Genomic DNA, 17,033 nt, shown 5'->3' on the forward strand with positions numbered 1-17,033 from the left:
TTCAGAAAGTGCGATGCAATGTGGTATTGTTGGGGCGAGTATATACAGCCTGCACGACACTGATGTTCCGCGAGGCAAAAGCGGCCTCGCAGTATTGCAGGTAGAAGTTCCATTTGCGGACAAAGCGGTCATCAAAGCCGAGCGCCTTCATGTCGCTAATCCGGGCGTTGAAGCGCTCAAACCACACCCGCAGTGTCTTGGCATACGAAGCGCCGAGATCTTCCAAACCGTGCATGAAGAGCTCGCTGGTGCGGTTGATGGCTTCGTTGACGCGCCCAACGCTGAGCAGCAGCGATCCCGGGAAAATGTGCTTCTGAATCCAGTCCACCCCCTTGCGCAGATCTTTGTGCTGGCAGTCCGCCACCGTGATCATCTGGAAGGCCAGCAGCCCCTCAGGTTTTAAAACTTCAGCGCACTTGGCGAAGTAGGTTTCCAGATACTTGTCACCCACGGCCTCCAGCATTTCGATGGAGGCGATCTTGTCAAATTGGCCGGTGATATGTCGGTAGTCCTGCAGGCGAATTTCCACCTGATCCGTCAGCCCCTCACGCGCCACACGCTCGGTGGCATACTTGAGCTGTTCTTGCGAAATCGTCACAGCAGTGATGCGGCACCCATGATGCTTTGCAGCATGGCATGAGAATCCCCCCCAGCCGCAGCCAATTTCAAGCACATGGTCTCCCGGCTTGAGCTGCAGTTTCTGACAGAGCGCCTCATATTTCGAATACTGCGCATCCGCCAGCGGCTGCCCAGGATGCTCGAAACGCGCGGCTGAATACGTCATCGTCTCGTCAAGCCAGAGCGAGTAAAACTCATTCCCCAGATCATAGTGCTCGGCGATGTTGCGCCGGCTGGTGCGCACACTGTTGGGCCGCAGCAGATGTTGCATGCGATTAACAAAGTTCAGCAGGTTCACAAACGCCACCTTCCCGGAGGAACTGCGCGATCCCTGAGTCTTGGAGAGATTCAAAATGAACCACTCGATCACCGCCGCGATGTCATCAGTCTCCCAGTCACCATCGACGTAGGCCTCGCCAAATCCCACATTGCCAAACAAGGCGCAGCGCTTGAAAAAATCGCGGCTACGAATGCGCATCTCGGCAGTGACCGCAGCACCATGCTCTCCCAGCACATGCGCACGACCATCGGGGTGCACCATTCGAAGCCCCCCGTGAACGAAGGGTTTGAGCGACAGCATGAAAAGCCGCTCATAAAATCCAGGCTTTGCCGTCGCAGGTGTGGAGACGGAGATGTCAGTGTCGCAGGTGATGGTGTCGTTCATGGTTTGTAGGGGGCGATGGATTCGTGGGGACGCAGGACTCCGATTTGCAGCCCGGCATCGGCTGATTTGCGGTGCCAGGGAATGCGCTTCAGCCACAGCCGCAGCGCATGCCAGTGGATGAGAAAAATGACGCGCAGCGTGAGCAGCGGATACTTCACCGCGCAGAGCAGCAGCGCGGCATCCGTCAGCGGTCGCTGCTTGCCGGTAAGCGAGGTGAGCAGCATGCGATCATCCTCTTTCCGGTCGTCGATGTGAATCTCGAGTTTCTCGCCCGGCACCTGCAGTTTGAAGTCAAAGCTAAGATCCAGCGCAAAGAACGGCGACACATAGAAATGCTTCGGCGTGATGAGGCGGAAGCGCTGCGCACGGTCACACTCCTTCAAGAGATAAGGCTTCTGCTCATGAAAAGTGTTCGTCACCTCCGCCACCGCGCACACCGGCTCTCCGGCAGCATCAAAGGCATAATAAAAGCAGACAGGATTGAAGATATACCCCAGTGCCCGTGGAAAAGTGAGCAGGCGAATGCTGGCGATGCGCGCCGTATCCACCTCGTTCTCTGCCAGATACCTCAGGATGTTCGCCTTCACATCCCCCGCACCGAGATCAAGATGATCACGATCATAAAAGGAAAACAGATTGAAGCGATTCCGGCTGAAACACCGCAGCTTCGAAGCAAGATCGTCGATGGCATCAAGATCCAGCCAAAGGTAAAAAACGTTGTAGCTGAACCGATGCACCTTCGGCTGCAGCCGGTGGTGCATCACCGCACATTCATAGATGGCGGATTCGGTTTGCATCACCACGGCTCCTTTCCGAGAAGGTCACGGCACAATGCCACCGCCGAGCCAAAGGCATCCTCATGGAACCCATGACGAAAGTAACTGCCGCAGAAATACGTGCTCTGGTCAGGATAAAGCCGGTTGAGATCAGGCAGTCTCTTCTGCGCATCAATGGCGGCCAGATCAAACAGCGGATGCTCGTAGTTGATGCGCTTCAGCACCTTGTCCGGGGCGATTTCATCCGCCGCATTGATCGCGACAAAATAGTTCGTCTTGTCGGACACACCCTGCAGGCTGTTCATCCAGTAGTGCGTGCTCGGCTCAATGCCGCCGCCCGCAGTCGGCTTGATGCGGTAGTTCCACGAGGCCCAGCACTTTTTCGATTTGGGCATGAAGCTCTCATCCGTGTGCAGCGTGGCGATGTTGGGCTGGTATTTGAAACAGCCGAGCAGCTCGCTTTCGAGATCCGTCGGCCTCGCCAGCATGCGCAGCGTTTGGTCCGCATGACTCGCAAAGATGACCTTGTCGAAAACCTCTGCCCCGCCATCACGAGGAAACACCTTAACACCATCAGCGTCTCTTTCGACGCGGGCCACAGGCGCACCCAGCCGGATACGATCCTTGAATGGCGCGGTCAGTTTCTTCAAATACGAACGCGCCCCATCCGTCACGGTTCTCCACGGATGCTGCGTGTTCAGTCCGAGGAATCCGTGATTGTGCCAGAAGTGGATCAGCGTGAGCGCGGGAAACTCCAGCATCAGCTCCGGCGGTGTGGACCACACGGCGGACCCCATCGGGATGATGTAGAGATTGAGGAAGTCACTGCCATATCCCCGCACCTCCACGTATTCTCGCAGCGTCATGCGGGCAAACCGCTCCTCATTCAGCGCCGCCACGGCCTCCGCATTGAAGCGGTTGATCTGGAGAATGAATTTCCAAAATCGCGGACTGATCAGATTGCGGCGCTGTCCGAACAAATGGTTCAGCGATGTGCCATTGTATTCGATGCCGCTTTGCAGATGAGCCACACTGAAAGACATCGAGGTCGGCTTCGTCGCCACATCGAGTTCTTTAAACAAGCGGCTCAGCAGCGGATACGTCACGTAATTGAACACCATGAAGCCGGTGTCCACCGGCAGGTCACGGCCCGCTTCATTCACCGTCACAGTATTGGTGTGCCCACCCGCGTAATCGTTCTGCTCAAAGATCGTCAGATCAAAATGCGGATGCAGAAAGTGTGCGCACCCGAGCCCGGCGACACCCGTTCCGATGATGGCAAGACGCGACCGTTTCATACGCCAGGATTTTGGGCTGATTGTTTAAGCTGCGCCGCCTCACGATACACACTGGGCGGCACCCCCTTGAGGTCCCAGATCAATCCCATCCAGGAAAGCATCTTGAGCAGGTAGTAGGACACATCGATCTCCCACCAGAAGAAACCCTGCCGCGCAGAACCCGCATAGCGGTGGTGATTATTATGCCAGCCTTCCCCCAGTGTCAGCAGCGCCAGCAGCAGGCTGTTACGGCTGTCGTCGTCCGTCTTGAACCTCTTGGAGCCAAACACATGGGCCAGCGAATTGATGAAAAACGTCGCATGCAGCAGGATCACCGTGCTGATGAAAAATCCCCACACAAACATCTGCGCACCGTTGGTCCCCAGTCCGGGCGCATAGCGTTCCAGCAGCCATCCCGCGAACCAGAGAAACGCCCCATAGAGCACCGGCACGATCTGATCATGCCGATTGAGAAACACCAACTCAGGGAACTGCTCCAGATCACGAATGCGGCTGTAGTCCGTGGGGAAGTTTTTGGGGCTCGTCAGCCAGCCGATGTGGGACCAGATAAAGCCTCGCACACGGGGCGAATGCGCGTCCGGCACCTCATCCGAATGCTGGTGATGGTGGCGATGCATCGAGGCCCACCACAAAGCCCCGCGCTGGCAGGAGGTGTTCCCCAGCACCGCAAACAAAAACTGCATCCCGCGTGAGGTGCGGTAGCTCCGGTGCGAAAAATAGCGGTGGTAAAAAGCCGTGATGGCAAACATGCGCAGCGCGTACAGCAGCAGCGCCGCCACCAGCGCCGCCCAGCTGAATCCCACCCACAACACGCTCAGACACCCCAGATGCAGCACGATGAACGGCAGGCAGCGCCGCCAGTCGATCCCGTCCGTCAGCTTGTCGTCCCCCTCCCAGCCCGGCGGGCGGTAGTCGGAATCAAACCACTGCCTCATCATCACGGCGATCTGCCAGAGGAGGTTCCGTTTTTGGGGTTTATTCGCAGGGACTTCACTTTTCACGCCTCCTATTGCGTCTGCCCCTTTCTTCTGGATTCAAAAAAATGGCAAATATCGGTGATCGTCTTGTGCTCAGCCTGTCCGGCGTGGTATGACTCAGCATGCACGACTCCATCGCTCCCGGCGCACGTGAGTTTCACACCACCCGCTGGAGCCTCGTACTCGCCGCCCAGCAGGGCGGGGATGACACGCGGATTCACCGGGCCATGTCCGCTCTCTGCCAGGACTACTGGTACCCGTTGTATGCCTTTGTACGCAGGCGCGGCCATTCCCCGCATGATGCCCAGGACCTGACCCAGGCATTTTTCCTTTCGCTCCTGGAAACCCATTCCGCCGCCGATCCGGCACGCGGAAAATTTCGCTCCTACCTCCTCGGCGCCTTGAAAAACTTCCTCGCCAATGACTGGCATCGCGGGAAAACGCATAAGCGCGGCGGCGGACAGCGGCTGGTGGAATGGGACGCTCTGGATGCCGAGGCCCGCTACGCCCTGGAGCCTGCGGAGCAATCCGATGCCGAGACGCTCTACGACCGCCGCTGGGCCATGGAGCTGCTGGCTCGTGCGGTGGAAAAACTGCGCGCCGAATTTGCAGCCAAGGGTGAAGCCGAAACTTTTGAGGTGCTCAAAGGCACGCTCAGCGGCGCAGGCCCCGATCGCGGGCAGATCGCTCAGCAGCTCGGCATGAGCGAGGACGCGCTAAAGGTCGCCATTCATCGCCTGCGCCAAAGCTATCGTGAGGTGCTGCGCGCAGAAATCGCGGAGACGGTGGATTCGCCGGAGGAGGTCGATGCCGAGATGCGGCATCTGGTGGCGGTGCTGCGGAGTTGAAGTTTTTTGTAACTCGCCGGCCCCAAGCTTTCAGGAAGTCAGTGAACCCGCCATTCCCCCACCATGACTCCTGCCCAAACCTGCCCCCAATGCGGCGCCAACTTGCCTGTCGATGCCCCGGCATCCCTTTGCCCTGCGTGCCTGCTCAGCAGCGCGCTCCCCACAGATCCAGGAGCGACCATGCTCATCGCCCAGCCGAAGCCGCATGCACTGCCTCAGATTGGCACGGTCTTTGGAGGCTACCGCATCGAGCGTGAGCTTGGCCACGGTGGCATGGGCGCGGTCTATGCTGCGGAGCAATTGTCCAGCGGACGCCGCGTGGCCTTGAAAGTGCTGAGCCACCAGCTCGATTCACCGGACGCTCGCGCGCGCTTCCTTCGCGAAGGACGGCTGGCAGCCTCCATCAATCACCCCAACAGCGTCTATGTCTTCGGCACGGAGGAGATCGATGACACGCCGGTGATTGCCATGGAACTCATCGCGGGCGGCACCTTGCAGGACCGCATCCAGCGCTACGGCCCCCTGCCCGTCGGCGCCGCCGTGGACGCCGTTCTGCAGATCATCGCAGGTCTGGAGGCCGCGCATTCCGTCGGCATCCTGCATCGCGACATCAAACCGGCGAACTGCTTCGAGGACATGGACGGCACCGTGAAGATCGGTGACTTCGGTCTCTCGATCTCCACCGCAGGCCGGGGCGATTCCATGCAAACGATGGATGGCACCTTTCTCGGCACCCCGGCCTTTTGCTCGCCGGAGCAGCTGCGCGGCGAGGAGCTGAACGTACGCTCAGACATGTACTCAGTGGGCGTGACATTGTTCTACCTCCTCACTGGACGCACCCCGTTCGAAGGCAGAAACATGGTGCAGCAACTGGCAAACTCACTGGAAAAAGCCGCGCCGTCCCCCCTGCAATACCGGCCGGACATGCCCCAGGAGCTCGCCCGCATCGTGCTGCGCTGCTTGAACAAGCAGGCCACCGAGCGCTTCGGCAGCTATCAAGAATTGCAACGGGCACTGCTGCCCTATGCCTCCATCGCCCCCACACCGGCCACGCTGGGGCTGCGCTTTGCAGCAGGCATCATTGACCATTCCCTTTTGATCGCGGTGAATTTCGTGATCCCGCTGCTGTTTCTGGTTTCACCCATGGATTACCTGAATCCCGAAACCTTCCACTCCTGGCGTTTTTTCTGGATCGGGATGGGGCTGCTGGTCATGCGGCATTTGTATTTCGGCATCAGCGAAGGCGTCTGGGGAGCGTCCGTGGGCAAGGCGCTTGTAGGACTGCGAGTCGCCAGTCTGAACCGCAGCGCTCCGGGCATCCCGCGTGCCTTGCTACGGTCGGTGTTGCTGCAGGCCTTTGTGATCGTGGAAATCTTCCGCTACCACATGACGGACGTCACTCAGGTTACCGCTTGGACCTATCTTTGGATTGCCGGCCAGATCCTGTTTTTCCTGCTCATTTTCGTGACTGCTCGCCGTCAAAACGGCTTCGCTGGACTGCACGATCTATGGACCGGAACACGGGTGATTCAGAAATCGGCGTATCAGCCGCGTGTCGCCATGGCGCAAACCGAGATCACCATCCCAGCAACGGACGGCATGCGCAAGATCGGCCCGTTTCATGTCATCGCAATGCTTTCACACACAGATGCTCAGGAGGTGCTGCTCGGCTATGACACCCGCTTGCTGCGCAAGGTGTGGATTCGCCAGACGCCTTCCGGCTCACCACCGGTATCCCAGGTGCAGCGCAACATCGCACGCCCTGGCCGCCTTCGCTGGCTGCAAGGCGGGCGCGGCAAAAGCGAATCCTGGGACGCCTACGAAGCAGCAAGCGGCACCCCATTGACGAGCCTTGCCACCAAACCACAGCCCTGGCGTGTCGTGCGGCACTGGCTGCACGATCTCGCGGCTGAACTGTACGCCGCCATGCAAACGGGCTCACTACCAGATACGCTCACGCTGGATCGTGTCTGGATCACCTCGGAGGGTCGGGCAAAGCTGCTCGACTTTCCCGCCCCGGGCAGCGTCAGCATTGCCAGCGAAGGCGGAGTGACCCCACAGGCCTTTCTGAACCAGGTCGCAATCGCCGCTCTGCAAGGGCGCATGGTGGCTTTGCAAGAAGCAACAGTACTCAACATGCCGGTGCCACTGCCCATCCCGGCCCGCCAGACGCTGCTCAGCCTGAAGAGCACCACGGATCTTCATGGCAGCGTTGTGCAGCTTCGCGCATTGACGCAGCTGCCGGCGGAGGTTTCTCGCTGGCGGCGTTCCGCGCTTCTCATTGGCACTGTCGCGCCATCGTTGTTTCTGACGGCCTTCATGGCGCTCGGCATGTCATTCTACAAAGGATGGGCCGCCAAAAATCCAGCCTTCTCCGCGATACGTGGCTGCATGATGTCCTATGAGGACATGCTCAAAGACAAGCAACAGCCAGGACTGGAAAACATTCCGGTGCCCATGGCCAGAGCCGCCATGGAAACCTACATCGCCGGCACTTACGGCCCCATCGTGCGTGATCCGCAGCAGTGGGATTCCCCCATCGGGCGCAGCATCCTGCCTCCTCCAATGCGCGCCAGTGTGGAAAAAATCGTTCATGGTCACCCACCACCCTCAGCAGAGGAGCTTCAAAAGGCCAAAGCTCTGCTGCAACCTTTGCTGGACACCCGTGTCGCAGAGCGGGCCAAGGAGCTGGGCTTGGCTGGCAAGCAGCACAGCGTGGACTTCGTCACGGCTTCCGTGCTGGGAGTGTATCTTCTTGTCACCGCTATTTTGAGCCTCTTGTGCGCAGTCGCTTTTCGCGGAGGCCTGATGATGCGCATCCTCAGCATCGCAGTGGTCAAAGATGACGGCACTGATGCCACCCGCCTGCGCATGCTGTGGCGCAGTCTGATCGCTTGGTCACCCATCCTGCTGCTGCCCGTGGTGAACATGTTCGACGCTCCATTGATGCAGATGGCCGGTGATCAAGACGTGATCCGAATCATCGGTTTGATCGCCATGATTGTCCTATCCCTGGCTCTCGGCCTCGCCGCCATCGCCACGCGCGGGCGCGGTCTGCATGACCGCCTGGCGCGCACCTGGCTTGTCCCTCGCTAGAGCACGATGCCACGCACACGCTCAGCACAGCGCTCGGGCCGCATGCTGTTGATGTAGGTGCCGCTGCCGAGTTCAAAGCCGGCTATCTGCGAGATGCGTGCAACGATGGAAATGTACCAGTGGAAGCAGCCGGACACTTCCCCCACGGGAGCAGAACGAATCGTAAAGTTATAGTCCGGCGCACCTGCGGCAGCCTTGAGTCGGCGCAGCAGGCGGCTCAGCAGGCCCGCCAGTTCCTCGATGTCCGCGTCGCTGATCTCATCAAAGGCCGCCTGATGTTTGCGCGGAAAAATCCAGGTGTGGTATGGCGAGAGCGACGCATAGGGCATGAAGGCGACAAACGCCTCTCCGGCCTCGATGATGCGCTCTTCAGCCAGCAGCTCCTCATGCAGCACCGTGCAATACAAGCACCCGCCCTCCAGTTCGTGAAAACGCCGCGCCTCCTGCAAACGCATGCACACCTGCGAGGAAAGCACCGGCGCCGCCGTGATCTGCGAATGTGAATGCTCCAGGGAGCTGCCCGCGCGCTGCCCTTGGTTTTTGAAAATCACAATGCTCTCCACCGTCGGATGGCCGCGCAGCACCTGATAGCGTTCCCAGTACGTTTGCAGCACCATCACCAGATGCGCCGGATCCATTTCTCCAAGGTCAAGATCATGCCGCGGATGCTCCACCACCACCTCATGCATTCCGGAGGCGGACATGGATCGAAACGTCCCATGCTTCTTCCGCTGCACATCCAGAGTGGCGTCAAAGACGGAATATTTATTGGGCACCACACGCACCAGCCAGGAGCCATCCGGGGCTGCCACGCGGGCGATCTCCGCAGGAGTCCGCGCTTCATTGCCGGTGCAGAAAGGGCAGTCGTCACGATGCGGCGGCCTCGTCAAATGTGACGCCGCCTGCGGATGAAAATCATCCGGCCTTAGCGCCCGCTCCGGAGCCATGACAACCCAATCAAGTGTGATGGGATTGAAACGCATTTCAGACATGGGCAAGGGCGGGGTTGGATCTGTCTAACGAGCAAAATCCACTTAGCTGGCAGAAAAAAGCCGCGCAAGTTTCCCTGCGCGGCTTTGTCTTTATTGATGCTGGGGCAAAGGCCTAATGTCAGCTTACTTCGCTGCCTTCTTGAGCGCGTCAGCCTTGTTGGTGATTTCCCAGGTAAGATCTGGATCGTCGTTTTTGCCGAAGTGGCCGTAGTTGGTGGTCTTCGAGTAGATCGGGCGCAGCAGGTTGAGCTGCTTCACGATGTCAGCAGGCTTGAAGGAGAAGACCTTCAAGACGGCGTCGAGGATCTTGCCGTCATCAATGGTGCCGGTGCCGAAGGTGTCCACGTGCACGCTCACTGGCTCTGGATGACCAATGGCATAGGCAAACTGGACTTCGCACTTGGAGGCGAGACCGGAGGCCACCACGTTCTTGGCAACCCAGCGGCCCATGTAGGCGGCGCTGCGGTCCACTTTGGACGGGTCTTTGCCGGAGAAGGCACCACCGCCGTGACGGCCCATGCCGCCGTAGCTGTCCACAATGATCTTGCGTCCGGTCAGGCCGCTGTCGCCCTGAGGGCCACCGACGACGAACTTGCCGGTCGGATTGATGAGATACTCAGTCTCCTTCGTGAGCATCTCCTTCGGCAGCACCTTCTTGATGACCTGCTCGATGCAGAACTTCTCGATCTCGGCGTGGCTCACATCCGCAGCGTGCTGCGTGGAGATGACGACGTTCACGATGCGAGTAGGCTTGCCATCCACGTATTCGACGGAGACCTGGCTCTTCGCGTCAGGGCGCAGCCACTTCGCCAGCTTGCCAGCCTTGCGGATGCGTGTCAGCTCACGGCCAAGGCGATGGGCATACATGATCGGCGCAGGCATCAGCTCTGGCGTGTCGTCACACGCGAAACCAAACATGATGCCCTGGTCTCCAGCACCCTGTTCGCCGTGCTTCTTGCCTTCGGCTTCAGCGGCGTCCACACCCTGCGCGATGTCCGGGCTCTGGATGGTGAGGTAGTTGTTGATGAAAAGCTTGTCGGCGTGAAACACGTCATCGTCATTGGTGTAGCCAATGCCGCGCACAGCGTCACGGATGACTTTGCCGACGTTGATGACTTCGTCGATCGGCTTGGTGGTGCCGAGCTTCTTGTTCTGCAGCTTCGGGATGGTGATTTCACCGCCGACGACGACGACGTTGCTCTTCGCAAAGGTCTCGCAGGCGACGCGACTCTTCGGGTCGATCGCAAGGCATGCGTCGAGGATGGCGTCAGAAATGGTGTCGCAAACTTTGTCAGGATGGCCTTCGCCGACGGACTCGGACGAGAAGATGTAGCTACGGGACATGATGGTGGTCGTATGGGTTATATGGACGAATCATGATTTGATGATGCGTCCTGTGGAAGCCGGGAGAGTATTCCCCAAAACGTGGGCGTCAATGTGGAATTCGGGGTGGCGGCGGCGCTCACCTGCCTGCACGCTGCCGTCCTGAGATGAAACATATCGCCACCGGCCTCATCTTCCTGGCCAGTTCATGGTCCCAGGCAGCAGACGCGCCAGCTTCCGCGCCCAAGTCGATGGCCTACGTCCTGCAGGCAGACAAACTCGCCACCAGCCGCGAAGCAGCGGTGCAAATACTCGCCACCTGCGAGCGGGATCTCATCGTCATCGATGCCGCCTTCAGCAGCGAAGGCGATTGGACCCCCTCCGAGATCAAAACCATCCGTGCCGGCAAAAGCGGTCGCCGCGTGGTCGCCTATGTGTCCATTGGCGAGGCCGAGGACTACCGCCCCTACTGGCAAAAAAGCTGGGACGCCGACAAAGATGGCAAACCCGATGCCTCCGCGCCGAAATTCCTCAACGCCGAAAACCCCGACTGGAAGGGCAACTACCGCGTGCGCTACTGGCAGCACGCGTGGCAACAGATCATGCTCCCTGCCGTGGACAAAGTCGTCGCCCAGGGTTTCGACGGCATCTATCTCGACATCGTCGATGCCTTTGAATTCTACGAATACGACGCAGCTACCAAAGACTGGCTCGATAATCGGCCCAATCCTGAGACCGGCAAAACCTATCGTCAGGACATGATCGCTTGGGTCGCCACCATTGCTCAACGGGCGCGTGCCACGCATCCCGGCTTCCTCGTCATCCCGCAGAATGCCTCGCAACTCATCGCCCACGCAAATTACCGTGAAATCATCAGCGCCATTGGAGTGGAGGACCTGTTCATCGCTGGCAAAAAGTTGCGCACAGAAAAGCAGTCACGCTTCGTGGTGAGCTTCCTCGAGCAGCTCAAACTCGGCGGCAAACCGGTGCTGGTGATCGACTATCCAACGTCGGAATCCATTCATACCGCCGCCTTCGAAGCCGCGGCCAAACAAGGCTTCACACTGCTGCTCACAGATCGGCAGCTCACGACGCTTGGCGTTTCGAAATGAAGCGATAAGCAGGGCAGGCTCCCACGTTTTGCCCTCATGCGATGTTTTATTTTTCTATGGATCTGTTCCTTCAGTGCCTGGGCAGTTGAAAAGCCCAATGTCGTTCTCATTCTCGTCGATGACATGGGCTGGGGCGATGTCTCCTGCTTTGGCGGGCAGGTGCCGACCCCTCGCATGGATCGGCTGGCCAAAGAAGGGATGCAGTTCCGGCAGTTCTATGTGGCCGCCCCCATCTGCTCAGCGTCTCGCTGCTCCATGATCACCGGGCAGTTCCCGGCGCGCTGGCGCATCACGAGCTATCTGCAAACGCGGGCGGGGAATCGCGAATGCGAGCAGGCAGATTTTCTCGATCCTCAGGCACCCTCCCTGCCCCGCGCCTTCCACGAAGCAGGCTACGCCACCGCCCACATCGGCAAATGGCACCTCGGCGGCGGACGTGATGTGACGGACGCCCCCAAATTCGCCACCTATGGCTACGACGTCGGCCTCGGAACCTATGAAAGCCCGGAACCCGCCGCAGCACTCGGCCTGAAGACGATGCCGTGGGAAACCAAACGCGAACCCCAGCAGGTGCCCCGGCAAGAACGCACCCGCTGGATGGTGGATGAAACTCTGAAGTTCATGCAGCAGCACTCAACCCAGCCGCGCTTCGTGAATCTGTGGCTCGATGACGTCCACACCCCCTACCGCCCCATTGAGGCAAAGGATGATCGTGGTCTCCCGGCGAAATACCGCGACGTGCTGGTCGAAACAGATCGCCAGATCGGCCGTCTCATCGGCGCACTGCCCCCGAACACCCTCATCCTCCTCTGCGGTGACAACGGCCCCGAGCCCACACTGGAACACACCCGCACCAAGGGCCTGCGCGGCATGAAATGGAGTCTTTATGAAGGCGGCATCCGCACACCGCTCATCGTCCGCTGGCCCGGCACGGTGCCGGCAGGCGCAGTGAATGACACCACCGTCTTCAGCAGCGTCGATTTCATGCCTACCCTCTGCGCCCTGGCGCAGATCAAAGCTCCCGCAGCCGATCAAGATGGCGAAGACATGAGCGCCGCCCTGCGCGGCGAAAAAAGACTGCGCCACAAGCCCCTGCTCTGGGAATACGGTCGCAAACCCGGCGAGGCAGGCAAAGTCAAAAACGGCTTCCCTTACCCCAAAGAGCCAGATTCCAAATCTCCCAACGTCGCCATCCGCGACGGTGAATGGAAGCTCCTCGTCAACGCAGACGGCACGCAAACCGAGCTCTACCACCTCGGCAAAGATCCCAACGAAACCACCAACCTCGTCGAGGCCGAAAAAGACACCGCCGAACGCCTGAAAAAGGCCGCTTTGGACTGGCGGAAGGCTTTGCCGTGAAATTTCCCCTCGCCAGCCGAAAAAATGCCACTAGGATGCGCGCCCCCTTCCCCCAACCATGTCCGAACCCAAGAATATCCTCCGCCTGGGACTGCCCAAAGGCAGCCTGCAGGAGCCGACGCTTGAATTATTCAAGCGCGCTGGGTTCAACATTGTCGTCTCCTCCCGCTCCTACCGCCCCTCCGTGGATGACTCCGAGCTGGAGCTCCGCCTGCTGCGCGCCCAGGAGATCGGCCGCTATGTGGACCACGGCTTCCTCGACTGCGGCATCACTGGTCGCGACTGGATCGTGGAAAACAACGCGGATGTCGAAGTCATCACCGACCTTCGCTACAGCAAGGCCACTTCCTGGCCCACCCGCTGGGTACTCGTCGTGCCGGATGATTCCCCCGTTCAGTCAGTCAAGGACCTGCAGGGCAAGCGCATCGCCACCGAAGCCGTGGAGATGACCAAAAAATACCTCGCCAAACACGGTGTCGAAGCCGAGGTCGAATTTAGCTGGGGTGCCACGGAAGTGAAGGTGCCCGAAATGGTGGATGCCATCGTGGACATCACCGAAACCGGCTCGTCCCTGCGCGCGAACAAGCTGCGCATCGTGGACACGCTGATGGAAAGCTACCCCCAATTTGTCTCCAGCAAACCTGCCGCCCGTGATGAATGGAAACGGCAGAAAATGGAGACACTCGTGCTGCTGCTCAAAGGTGCGCTCGAGGCCCGCCACAAGGTCGGTCTCAAAATGAACGTACCCGCGAAACAGCTGCAGGAGGTGGTCGCATGCCTGCCGTCTCAGCGCTCGCCCACCGTTTCTACGCTCGCCAGCCAGGATTGGGTGGCCGTGGAAACGGTCATCGACGAAGCCACCGTGCGGGTCATCATCCCACGGCTGAAGTCGCTGGGGGCCGAGGGTATTGTGGAATACCCTCTAAATAAAGTCGTCCACTAGATCAACGCCAACACAACAGGAGAACACGAACATGGGATCGCTCAAAAAGCGGAGAAAAACGAAGATCAACAAGCACAAGCGCAAGAAGCGCATGCGCGCGAACCGTCACAAGAAGCGTTTGCGCTACAAGTCGTAACCGCTAGCCTTCCCGGCATGGCTCCTCTCCGCAGTGCGATTCGATTTCATCGAGACGCAGGAAGCTTTGTCATGCCCGGGTACGGCTCGGTTGGCAGGGCTCTGCGGCCCTGTCTCACGATGGGTCTTGCCGCCTTCTTTGGCTCCCTCCTCTCAGGTTATGCTGCAACACCAGCGGACCTGTCCTTGGGAGCCAGAGCGGCAGACACATCAGACCTCCAACTATCTCCAGCATCTGCCTCCAGGGCAGATGTCTTGGCGCATTACACTGCCGCGCTCCAGTTCGAAGCCTCCGGGAAACTGAGGCAGGCGCTGGATCATTATCTGGCCGTTTTTAAAGCTGACCCGGGCAACTCGGATCTGGCAGCGCATACCGCTGGGATTGCCATGCAATTCCAAGGACGCGAAGCTGCCGTCAAAATCCTCGAGGACGCCGTGCGTGCCAGCCCTCGCACTCCCGCGCCGCTGCTCAATCTCGCACGCTTCGCCAGCACCTACCCGCCTGAGGACCTGTTCGTCAAAGACGACGTCCCGTCCAAGGCCGTGGCCGAAGCCCTGGCCAAGTTTCCCACGCATGCCGAAGTCTACGAGACCGCCGTCATGCTGCACCTCACCCACAACGAGCGTGACAAGGCCATCGCGGTCATGACTCAGGCCGCCAATCAGAACAGTCGCGATCCGCAGTACTGGCTGGCCACAGGACACACCGCCGAGCGCGTCTGGCCGCTCGGTCAGGCCGAGTTCGCCACGGAGTACCGCCAGCGCGTGGCCCCGTTTTTTGAGAACGCCCTCAAAACCGCCAGCAAAGCCGAAGCCGAGCAGGTCACCCTCGAAGTCGCCCGTCAGTACCTCCTGACTAATGATCCCGAGCGTGCCCGGCAGCTCTGTGAAAAACTGGCGGCCGAATACAGCAATCTCGACGCCCGCAAACTGCTCTACCGTCTCTACGTTGCCTCCGAACAAAAAGAAAAGGCGCTCACCACTCTGGAGCAAGTCGTCAAACAAGCACCGGACGACGCGGAAATGCAGCGCCTCCTGGCCAGTGAGTACGACAAACTCAAGCAGCCTGAAAAGGCCATCGCCCACCTCCAAGCCGCCATTCAAAACGGCGGCGGCGAGATCGGCGACTACGTCAAACTCGGCTGGGAGCTCTACCAGACACAGAAGTTCGATGACATGGTGCGTGTCGGCCAGCGCAGCGTGCGCCTGTTTCCCGACCATCCCCTCGTGCACTACCAGCTCGCGATCGCCCATCGCGCCCGTGAAGAATGGGGCCCGTCGGTGCAGCACTTCGCTGAAGCCGAGCAGTTCGCCAGTTCCACTCAGAACGAGCTGCTGGATCACCTGTTCTACTATCAGTACGGCATCACACTCGAACGCCTGGCGCGCTACGAAGACGCCTCACGCATGCTGGAAAAATCCATCACCCTGACTCCGCGCGAAGAAGCCAAGGCCGCCGCCAACACCATGAACTTCCTCGGCTACATGTGGCTGGATGTCGGCACGCACCTCGACAAAGCAGGCGAGCTCATCACCAAGGCCAACGAATTGCTGCCCGACCAGCCCGCCTACATCGACAGCCTCGGCTGGTTCCATTACAAGAAGGGCAACTACCCCGGCGCTCTCAAGGAATTTCAGCGCGCCGAAGCCCTCATGCAGCCCGTCACTCCGGAGGATGCCGAGATCCTCGAACACATCGGCCTCACTCATCAGGCCCTCGGCGACAAAGCCAAAGCCCTCAGCTACCTCGAACGCGCCGAGTCCCTCAAGACCCCCGATTTAAAAGCCCGCAAGCGCATCGAAAATGAGCTGCTGAAAATCAAAGGCGGCAAATCGGACACCGAGAAGAAGTAGCACCCGCTACTCCTCCAGCCGCTCATCGCTGTCGATGAACATCCAGCACAGTGCTGCAAGCAAGTAGGTGGCTGCAGCGACATACATCACCTTGTCCCAGCTTTGATTCGTCAGGTTCATCAGCCACGGCACCGCCACGCCACCGAGCGCGCCGCCGAGATTGCCGATCATGTTCATGCTGCCTGAGACCGATCCCGCAAGCTTCCCGCCCACCTCCATGCACGCGCCCCAGGCACCTGGCATGGACAGGTCATTGAAGAAACCCGAGAAGCCCAGCGCCAGCATCGCATACGTGGGATTGTTCAAAGTCGTGGCCAGGATGATCATCCCGCCCGCTGCCAGCATGCCCAGCACGCCGATCGTGCGCCGCGCCCGGCTCAAACTGTTAGACTTGGCCGACATGCGACGCGCCACGACTCCACCAATGAAGCAGCCGATGCCACCCAAAAACAGCGGCAGACCATTCAAGATCGAAGTCCACGTGTCCTTCATGTCCATCTTCAGCTCCAGCTCCATGTACTTCGGCATCCACGTGATGTAGAAATACCACACGTAGCTGATGCAGAAGTAATACACCCACAACAGCAGCACCGACTTGGTCGTGAAAAGCCGCTTCCACGGGATTGAAGCGTGCTCGCCGCTCAGATTTTTTTGCGCTTCCTCCAGCAGTTCACATTCCGCCGCATTCACACCCTTGTGGTCCTTCGGATTGTCCCGAAACCACACGTAAAAACACAAAGCCCAGACCACGCCCAGCCCGGCAAAGAGCACAAACGTATTCCGCCAGCTCACAAAGCCCAAAATCCACACGACCAGCAGCGGTGTAAAGGCACCACCCCAGCGCGCCGCCATCCACGTGATGCCCTGCGCCACACCATGCTCACGCTCCGGCAGCCACACGCTGAACATCTTCGCAATGTTCGGAAACCCGCCCGCCTCACCCGCGCCAAACAAAAACCGGCACACGATCATCGACGCCAGATTCCACGCATATCCCGTCGCCGCCGTGAACACGCTCCAAAACATCACCACGCGCAG

At 59.5% G+C, this 17,033-nt stretch carries 14 protein-coding genes; 7 read left to right on the top strand and 7 right to left on the bottom strand.

The features are described from left to right. Nucleotide 1 precedes the first annotated feature (1 nt). The 4 genes from ACIREA_RS02460 to ACIREA_RS02475 are packed head-to-tail and all read right to left on the bottom strand — an operon-like array spanning nt 2 to nt 4,291. Nucleotides 2–1,282 carry a class I SAM-dependent methyltransferase gene (locus ACIREA_RS02460; RefSeq protein WP_397380200.1) on the bottom strand — a complete coding sequence of 427 codons (1,281 nt, stop codon included), beginning with the start codon at nt 1,280–1,282 and terminating at the stop codon, nt 2–4. Continuing rightward, nucleotides 1,279–2,079 carry a DUF1365 domain-containing protein gene (locus ACIREA_RS02465; RefSeq protein WP_397380202.1) on the bottom strand — a complete coding sequence of 267 codons (801 nt, stop codon included), beginning with the start codon at nt 2,077–2,079 and terminating at the stop codon, nt 1,279–1,281. The genes ACIREA_RS02460 and ACIREA_RS02465 overlap by 4 nt, the downstream gene beginning before the upstream one ends. Next, complete coding sequence (locus tag ACIREA_RS02470) at nt 2,079–3,356, bottom strand: NAD(P)/FAD-dependent oxidoreductase (protein ID WP_397380204.1); 1,278 nt, start codon at nt 3,354–3,356, stop codon at nt 2,079–2,081. Before ACIREA_RS02470 ends, ACIREA_RS02465 begins: the two co-directional genes overlap by 1 nt. Further along, on the bottom strand, nt 3,353–4,291 hold the full coding sequence (locus ACIREA_RS02475) for an acyl-CoA desaturase (RefSeq protein ID WP_397380226.1): 939 nt from the start codon (nt 4,289–4,291) through the stop codon (nt 3,353–3,355). The genes ACIREA_RS02470 and ACIREA_RS02475 overlap by 4 nt, the downstream gene beginning before the upstream one ends. Before the next feature lie 164 nt (nt 4,292–4,455). Here ACIREA_RS02475 and ACIREA_RS02480 point away from each other — a divergent pair, with 164 nt between their 5' ends. Together ACIREA_RS02480 and ACIREA_RS02485 are read left to right on the top strand one after the other, a co-directional pair. Further along, the gene (locus ACIREA_RS02480; RefSeq protein ID WP_397380206.1) at nt 4,456–5,181 is read left to right on the top strand and encodes an RNA polymerase sigma factor; all 726 of its coding nucleotides are present in this window, start codon (nt 4,456–4,458) and stop codon (nt 5,179–5,181) included. 180 nt (nt 5,182–5,361) lie between these two features. Next, complete coding sequence (locus ACIREA_RS02485) at nt 5,362–8,277, top strand: protein kinase (protein ID WP_397380208.1); 2,916 nt, start codon at nt 5,362–5,364, stop codon at nt 8,275–8,277. On the opposite strand, the gene galT is transcribed toward ACIREA_RS02485, so the two are convergent. Both galT and metK read right to left on the bottom strand, forming a co-directional pair. Then, on the bottom strand, nt 8,274–9,269 hold the full coding sequence (galT, locus tag ACIREA_RS02490; protein ID WP_397380210.1) for a galactose-1-phosphate uridylyltransferase: 996 nt from the start codon (nt 9,267–9,269) through the stop codon (nt 8,274–8,276). The two genes, ACIREA_RS02485 and galT, sit on opposite strands and share 4 nt — an antisense overlap. 123 nt (nt 9,270–9,392) lie before the next feature. Next, a complete protein-coding gene (gene metK / locus ACIREA_RS02495; RefSeq protein ID WP_397380212.1) occupies nt 9,393–10,613 on the bottom strand; it encodes a methionine adenosyltransferase in 1,221 nt (406 codons plus the stop codon). A gap of 146 nt (nt 10,614–10,759) precedes the next feature. Here metK and ACIREA_RS02500 point away from each other — a divergent pair, with 146 nt between their 5' ends. The 5 genes from ACIREA_RS02500 (at nt 10,760) to ACIREA_RS02520 (ending at nt 15,995) form a co-directional block, all read left to right on the top strand. Further along, entirely contained in the window at nt 10,760–11,704 is a 945-nt protein-coding gene (locus ACIREA_RS02500) for an MJ1477/TM1410 family putative glycoside hydrolase (protein ID WP_397380213.1), read from the top strand. Between the two features lie 36 nt (nt 11,705–11,740). Then, nucleotides 11,741–13,063, top strand: coding sequence for a sulfatase-like hydrolase/transferase (locus tag ACIREA_RS02505; protein WP_397380215.1), 1,323 nt, complete (start codon nt 11,741–11,743; stop codon nt 13,061–13,063). Between the two features lie 58 nt (nt 13,064–13,121). After that, entirely contained in the window at nt 13,122–14,006 is an 885-nt protein-coding gene (hisG, locus tag ACIREA_RS02510; protein ID WP_397380217.1) for an ATP phosphoribosyltransferase, read from the top strand. Nucleotides 14,007–14,037: 31 nt separating this feature from the next. After that, nucleotides 14,038–14,142, top strand: a complete 105-nt coding sequence (locus ACIREA_RS02515) for an AURKAIP1/COX24 domain-containing protein (protein WP_133796641.1) — start codon at nt 14,038–14,040, stop codon at nt 14,140–14,142. A gap of 386 nt (nt 14,143–14,528) precedes the next feature. Continuing rightward, on the top strand, nt 14,529–15,995 hold the full coding sequence (locus ACIREA_RS02520) for a tetratricopeptide repeat protein (protein WP_397380220.1): 1,467 nt from the start codon (nt 14,529–14,531) through the stop codon (nt 15,993–15,995). Between the two features lie 6 nt (nt 15,996–16,001). Here ACIREA_RS02520 and ACIREA_RS02525 read toward each other — a convergent pair. Next, the coding region (locus ACIREA_RS02525) for an MFS transporter (RefSeq protein ID WP_397380222.1) at nt 16,002–17,033 on the bottom strand (1,032 nt) is incomplete at its 5' end.

The organism is Prosthecobacter sp. (assembly GCF_044373815.1).
Lineage (GTDB): Bacteria > Verrucomicrobiota > Verrucomicrobiia > Verrucomicrobiales > Verrucomicrobiaceae > Prosthecobacter.